This is a genomic window from Allobosea sp. P1_A7, assembly GCF_056406775.1.
In genome coordinates, this window is sequence record NZ_JBFTZN010000398.1 from 1 (window position 1) to 4,405 (window position 4,405).

Here is a 4,405-nt window from a genome sequence, read left to right on the forward strand (position 1 = left end):
GAATTCGGGGTCGGCGCGGGCCGTGCCGTATTCGGATCCTGGGTCGACGCAGGTCGCGCCGTGGTGGGATCGGTGGGGCGGCGATCTGGACGCTGAGGCTGCGCGCTTTCATGCGAATCGGGCCCGCGGTTGCTCGGCTGAGCCCGATCGGTGTCCCTTCGGCCATTTCGTTCGTCTTGCCGCTGGGCGCCCCGATCGCGCTCTTCAGGTTGCGCTCTCCGCAACTCTTGCGGAGCACGCGTGTCCGAAGGTTGAATCGGTCGCTCCCGCTCAGCTTGCTCGCGCTCGCGAGGCAACTGACCCCGCGGCGTTTCCGGACCACGAGGTTGTTCGATCTGAGCRCCGCGTCGTTCGCCCGGCGACTCGTCGCGGCGCTGTGCGCCCCCAACGTCGCTCCCAGGAGCGCGCGGGGCMACATCGGCTTGCGCCGGTCTTTCGGCGCGACTGCGCGGCATTTCATCGGGCTGACCGACGGTCGCTGGCTGCGCGCAGGCCAAGCCTGAATGGGCAGCAAAAGCGATAGGCGCTATTCCTGTGAACCGCATCATGGGAACTACTCCCTGCTAATTTTTGGACGGTTACTCCGTTGGCTAGCAACCGGGTTTTCGGAGGTCGTCGGTCAGGAGTGGGCGCGCAATTCCAATTTGCGGACAAATAGCGACTACACCGCGGGTGGGATAACAGACATTTGCCCTCACAGCGCCGTTTGACGTCGACCGCGCTACTGAAAGGGTCGAACATCACTTGGCGCTTGAAGACAAACCCGAAAAGATCGAACTGAGCCAACTGGTTGGGGCTCTGTCATTCCATCCCAGTGAGATGGCCTACAGCACTAATCGCATCATCAATCTCCTGCTCAATCTCAACCGCAAGCACGCGGTATTCCTCCGCGCGTACGCGCCCCGCTGGAGAAGTGATTTTCGACCAATGGGCCGCCGCTTCGCACGCCAGATCATACTCTTCGAGCAGGTCCGGCAGTGCCGAGATGCGGTCGCATTTAATCGGCAAGTCCGAGCGGTTTAGCGGCCGACGGAGCATGAGCCGTGCAAGCCCGCGCTTCTGTGCGTCGTTCATGTGGCTAACAGGGGAAGGGTGTCTCTGGCGTTCCCGTCTTTCGGACAATCCGCCTACGAAACATGCCTCCCGATTCTCAGTCGGGAATTAACGAATGTTAATGAGCGAATGCGGGAGACCATGGTCCTTTGATCTTGCAAGGGAGAAAACAGGAGATCGTTGTGAAGCGCATCGACCCGACCACCGTGCTCCTTGTCCCGTGGTACGAGCGCAAAGATTTCGAGAAGATACGGGACATAAGCCAAGGCGAACGCCTTCCGGGCACCTATGACGCATGGCTCGACAATGCTTTTCGCGATATGCGCCGGTTGCTGGCGCAAGGGTGCGCCCTGAAGATCGTCACTATTCACCTCGACGATTATTACGCTTGGCTAGCGAATGAGGCTGAAGTGGATTCGGCCGCAGCGCGGAGCCGCTATATTCAAGAACAATCAACCGTTGGCAGCCAATTGTCCGGCCCCACGGTGCAAACCGCCGCGCCCTGGCCCGGCTTTCCCACCGCTCATTGAAGCGCTCAGTTGATGTTCACCCGGGAAAGATGGTTGGTGAACCGAGACGGTTTGAGTTTGGTGGTGAAGACGCTGGACGCGCGGGCCGTTTATTAGCCAACAGATAGAAGTAACTCCGMCAGAGTAAGGGTGCGATCAGCGGCCTCGGGCTTCATGCCCGGCACTCCCGCACTCTTGAAAATACCTTGGCGCGGACGCTGTTTAGCTTCAATCATAACCTAGGTTAAGATCGAGTGATAACCTGTGACGGAGCGTCTTCTTACGAAATTTGATGAAATCCACTTTATCGGTGACCGCGATTCCCGCTCTCGCCCATAGGGGGAGGGACGGGCAATGCCAAACAGGCCGGACAGGCTGCTCGAGGCATTGCGGCGCAAGATCGACGGCGTCGTCCCCCTCGGTTCCGAAGAAGTCGATGCGATCCTTGCCCTCTCGACTGTCGTGCGCCAGGTTCGCGCTGGAGCCGAGATCGTGCGCGAAGGGGATCACCCCACGCAATCGTGCCTGATTCTCGAAGGCATTGGGTTTCGCTTCAAGATTGTTGGCGAGGGCGCAAGACAGATCTTCTCCTTTCATATTCCTGGCGATATCCCCGACCTTCAAAGCCTCTATCTTGAACGCATGGATCATAGCCTGGCGGCCCTGACGAACAGCACGGTCGCCTATATCCCTCATCGATCGCTTTACCACCTCTTCGCAACCCACCCGCGCGTCGCTGGTTTCTTCTGGCGCGAAGCGCTGATCGATAGCTCCATCTTTCGGGAATGGATCAGCAATATCGGCCGCCGCTCGGCACCCAGTCGGATTGCCCACGTCATCTGCGAACTTTACGTGCGCTTCCAGACAATCGGGGTTGTGGTCGAGTTGACCATGCCTTTTCCCTTCACCCAGACGGTGCTTGCCGACGCGCAGGGCATGTCGACCGTCCATGTCAATCGCATCATGCAGGATTTGCGCTCGGCCAAWCTCATCCGGGTCGGCCGTAAGGAACTCACCATCCTGGATTGGTCGGGGCTCGTCGAACTGGCTGATTTCCAGGACGATTATCTTCATCTGCGGGCGGCCGCTTGAGTCCCGCCTCACGGGCCAGTAATGCTGCCTTGGAAAATGATCGTGGCGGCATAGATCGTGTTTCCCTCGCCACCGCGCACCGATACAGACAGGCGTCGCCGGCCGGTCAACCGAGGTTGGTCGCGAGCCATGTCGTGCAATGTTTTATACGCGGCCTGAATAGCGGATTCCGCATCGGAAAACTCGAACCCGTGCCGGTCGATGACTTCGCGCGCACCGTCGTCGCTGTCGATGAAGAATATCGTCACCGCGATCGCTCGCCTTTCAGCCCGCCCGCCCGACCAATGCGGTCCGGCGCTCGCGCCTTTCCGACAGGATTGCAAAGCAAACGCGCCCGACTCATTAACAAAGGTGAATGTCTGCGTTTCCAGACAATATTAGCTCAGCATCTGGAGGCAACAAAAGGCAGCATGCCACGGAAGGAGCAATCCCATGACCGCGGTATCCGCACTCGAACCGGAAACACCGACTGTCTGCATCACCTGCCATGAGGACTATCGCTATGCGCTTCATCGCGTCGGGCAGTTGGAAGATGCAAAGCGCAATCAAGTAGAGACCCTTGAACTCGAAATGCTCAAGACCGCGATCGCAGCTTATGAGGAGCGGAAAGAGTTGCGGACCGGGGCAACCAGTCAGTCCGCAATGTGAAAGCTGATGTTCACTGGGAAAGGCGTGCTGGTGGCGAAGGTGGTTTGCGCCCGTTTTCGTCATTTGCAGTGCAGGCTTATCGATCACGAGCGCGTCGAGCTGCTTCCGCAGCGCTGTCGCGGACCGATCCGTGAAGCCGGTGCCCACGGCTCCGACATAGGAGAGCCGATCTCTTTTTCGCGCCGCGAGCAGCAGCCGGCCGATTCCGCCCAGCGCCGATGCTCCTTCGCTTCGCGATGATGCCCTCAAGGCTCATAAACACAGGCGACGGCGAGAAAGGCTTCGCCATCTGCGTCTACCTCTTCGCTCAGTCTGATCCCGGGACCGGCGTCTCCTTTGATCTTGATGAGCCATTGCCGGCGCTCGTCCAGGCTGTTGCCCGGAAGTCGACCCCATTGAGGTAAAGGATCGAACGCATACAACACCGCAAGTTCCGCTCGGCGCTTCCCGCCGCGGCCGCCCGAGGGGACGGGAATCGTTCCGGCCGCAGCACTCGCCCTTTCCGAGGAAGTGCAAAAATAAACATTTGATAAGGTTTTGCCAAAAGCAGGGTCATATCATTCCCCTCTGAAAACAGGGGTTGCCGTGATGTCGACCTTCAGCAGCGTGGTGTTTTTGCCCTGGTTGGGACGGGCTGATTATATCTGCCTTCGCCAGATGAAAGATGGCGATTATCTACCGCCCACATATCAAGACTGGCTGACGCGGGCAGTGGCCCAGGCGATGGATCTGCTGGCCAGCGGYTGTTCGGCCCAGATCGTCAACCTGAAAATTGAAGACTACTTCGATTGGCTACACCAGCATTGCCTGCCCGATACGGCAGAGGCGCGGGCCCAATATCTCTCMCATGTCGCCCACGAGGTCGGCTGTGAAGTGGAAAATATGTGCTGGCCGTGGCCGGTGAGGCCCAATGCAGCAACATTACGCTGAATGATCGAAACGGAAAGGGAGGACATCGCAAAATGATGCTGTCGGAAAATCTCAATTTCACCGTGACGAAGCTGAAGCAGATGATCATCAGTGGCGACGCCGGTGAGGGCGCGGTGGTTTTCCTCGAAACAGATACTGAGACCACACTTGAACTTCTGATAGGTCCCGATGTC

General features: G+C 58.6%; 6 protein-coding genes and 1 pseudogene. 4 read left to right on the forward strand and 3 right to left on the reverse strand.

Going from position 1 to position 4,405, the window contains the following annotated elements; all coding sequences use genetic code 11:
• Window positions 1–801 precede the first annotated feature (801 nt).
• Window positions 802–1,074, reverse strand: a complete 273-nt coding sequence (locus tag AC1D34_RS34980; RefSeq protein ID WP_476776184.1) for a hypothetical protein — start codon at window positions 1,072–1,074, stop codon at window positions 802–804.
• Window positions 1,075–1,235: 161 nt separating this feature from the next.
• On the opposite strand from AC1D34_RS34980, the gene AC1D34_RS34985 reads away from it, so the two are divergent.
• Window positions 1,236–1,583, forward strand: coding sequence for a hypothetical protein (locus tag AC1D34_RS34985; RefSeq protein WP_476776183.1), 348 nt, complete (start codon window positions 1,236–1,238; stop codon window positions 1,581–1,583).
• A gap of 366 nt (window positions 1,584–1,949) precedes the next feature.
• Window positions 1,950–2,654: a Crp/Fnr family transcriptional regulator gene (locus AC1D34_RS34990; RefSeq protein ID WP_476826712.1), complete on the forward strand. Its 705-nt coding sequence runs from the start codon at window positions 1,950–1,952 to the stop codon at window positions 2,652–2,654.
• 8 nt (window positions 2,655–2,662) lie between these two features.
• Here the strand turns inward: AC1D34_RS34990 and AC1D34_RS34995 are convergent, their stop codons facing one another.
• The gene (locus tag AC1D34_RS34995; protein WP_476826713.1) at window positions 2,663–2,902 is read right to left on the reverse strand and encodes a DUF6894 family protein; all 240 of its coding nucleotides are present in this window, start codon (window positions 2,900–2,902) and stop codon (window positions 2,663–2,665) included.
• A 184-nt stretch (window positions 2,903–3,086) separates the two neighbouring features.
• Between AC1D34_RS34995 and AC1D34_RS35000 the strand changes: the two genes are divergently transcribed.
• Window positions 3,087–3,302 (forward strand): hypothetical protein, encoded by a 216-nt coding sequence (locus tag AC1D34_RS35000; protein WP_476826715.1) that lies wholly within the window; start codon window positions 3,087–3,089, stop codon window positions 3,300–3,302.
• A gap of 72 nt (window positions 3,303–3,374) precedes the next feature.
• Here AC1D34_RS35000 and AC1D34_RS35005 read toward each other — a convergent pair.
• Window positions 3,375–3,551, reverse strand: a pseudogene (locus AC1D34_RS35005) (ATP dependent DNA ligase); the annotation flags it as partial.
• Window positions 3,552–3,890: 339 nt separating this feature from the next.
• Between AC1D34_RS35005 and AC1D34_RS35010 the strand changes: the two are divergent.
• Window positions 3,891–4,232: a hypothetical protein gene (locus AC1D34_RS35010; RefSeq protein WP_476826714.1), complete on the forward strand. Its 342-nt coding sequence runs from the start codon at window positions 3,891–3,893 to the stop codon at window positions 4,230–4,232.
• The last annotated feature ends 173 nt before the right edge of the window (window positions 4,233–4,405 follow it).

Excerpts from the sequence above, each read along its gene's own strand:
- AC1D34_RS34980 (WP_476776184.1), bottom strand. The coding sequence starts at position 1,074 with ATGAACGACGCACAGAAGCGCGGGCTTGCACGGCTCATGCTCCGTCGG.
- AC1D34_RS35000 (WP_476826715.1), top strand. The coding sequence starts at position 3,087 with ATGACCGCGGTATCCGCACTCGAACCGGAAACACCGACTGTCTGCATC.